The organism is Phytobacter sp. V69, assembly GCF_965644215.1.
Classification (GTDB): Bacteria; Pseudomonadota; Gammaproteobacteria; order Enterobacterales; family Enterobacteriaceae; genus Phytobacter.
Map to the genome: position 1 here is coordinate 1 of NZ_CBFFRL010000412.1, position 1594 is coordinate 1594.

Here is a 1594-nt window from a genome sequence, read left to right on the forward strand (position 1 = left end):
GTTAGGGCGCGGCTGGTAAGAGAGCCTTATAGGCGCATCAGAAAAACCTCCGGCTATGCCGGAGGATATTTATTATCGGTGCGGCGGTGGATCGATAATCGGCCGCGGGTCCGGGTCGAACGGTGGGTCGGGAATGGGCTGGGGTCTTGGGATAGGATCGGGCACCGGAACCGGATCTGTCTGAATCGGATCGCTCATCAACAGCGGGGTCAACGTACGCATCTTCACCTCCTTCTATTGCGTTGCCATCCTTTAAGGGTAGACCGGACAAACTGAGAGGCAAAAAAAAAGCCGACTCTTCTAAGTCGGCGTCGTACGAATCAATTGTGCTATGCAGTAATTCAAAAAAGGAAGTAAGACAATATGGAGCGCAACGCCCATCGCTTGACGTTGCATTCACCTGCGAGTGCAATATTGCACTGGTTGCGCATAGCATTTATTGATATTGCTCAAAGTAAACGGCGTTTTTATGTTCATTTTTTGTTAAAAAAGTGAAATTTTACAGCCATTTACTACGATGCAACCACCAGGTAACACCGCCTATCAGGATGACCAACATAATGCAGAAAAGTGAGAAGCCGAATCGCCAGCCGCCGCCCGGTATGCCCCCCAAATTGACGCCAAACAACCCCGTCAAGAAAGTACTGGGCAAAAAAACCATCGCCATTAACGACATGGTATAAGTCCTGCGCGCAAGCGACTCCTGCATCACCTGGGTTATTTCATCCGTCATGACCGCCGTACGCGCAATGCAGGCATCAATTTCATCAAGCCCGCGCCCCAGGCGGTCTGCAATATCCTGCATGCGGCGGCGCTGATCGTCGGTCATCCACGACAGGCGTTCACTGGCCAGCCGGGCAAAGACATCCCGCTGCGGCGCCATATAACGACGCATCACAATCAGTTGCTTACGCAGCAACGCCAGGAAACCTCTCGGAGGGATCTCCTGGTCAAGCAGATTGTCTTCCAGATCGATAATCTTATCGTGCAGCTCTTCGATAAACTCGCTGGCATGATCGGTCAATGCGTCACACACATCCACCAACCAGCCACCGCAATCTACCGGCCCGGTGCCCTCCTCCAGGTCACTCACCACGTCATCAAGCGCCAGCACCTTACGCTGGCGCGTCGAGATGATCATCCGCTCATCCATATAGACGCGCACCGCGACCAATTGGTCAGGACGTTCATCCGTGCTGCCGTTAATACAGCGCAACGTAATCAGCGTGCCCTCTCCCACGCGGCTGACACGCGGGCGCAGACTTTCGCCGGCCAGCGCGTTGCGAACGCTGTTAGGCAGTTGCGGCGTTGATGCCAGCCACTGCGCACTTTCCTGATTGGTATAATTCAAATGCAGCCAACAAGGATGCTGGGCATCAATTACATCATCACCTTCCAGCGGCTTAACCCCGCCTTTGCCATCCAGCCGCCAGGCGAAAACAGCATCCGGAATATCGACATCCGTTCCTTTGATCGCTTCCACAGCGCCTCCACAATCAACACTCATGCTGTTGTCAGTCTAGGCTGTGTCCCTTAATTGCATAACCTCTTGTAAAACAATCGGATGCAACCCAGCTTGACCATTGAAAGATAA

2 protein-coding genes are annotated in these 1594 nt (G+C 53.1%); both read right to left on the reverse strand.

What is annotated here, in order from left to right; translation table 11 throughout:
* Positions 1 to 72: 72 nt before the first annotated feature.
* Entirely contained in the window at positions 73 to 222 is a 150-nt protein-coding gene (gene ynaL / locus ACSZPU_RS25620) for a proline-rich small protein YnaL (RefSeq protein ID WP_499004418.1), read from the reverse strand.
* A 277-nt stretch (positions 223 to 499) separates the two neighbouring features.
* The gene (gene zntB, locus ACSZPU_RS25625; RefSeq protein WP_499004419.1) at positions 500 to 1483 is read right to left on the reverse strand and encodes a zinc transporter ZntB; all 984 of its coding nucleotides are present in this window, start codon (positions 1481 to 1483) and stop codon (positions 500 to 502) included.
* Positions 1484 to 1594: the final 111 nt, after the last annotated feature.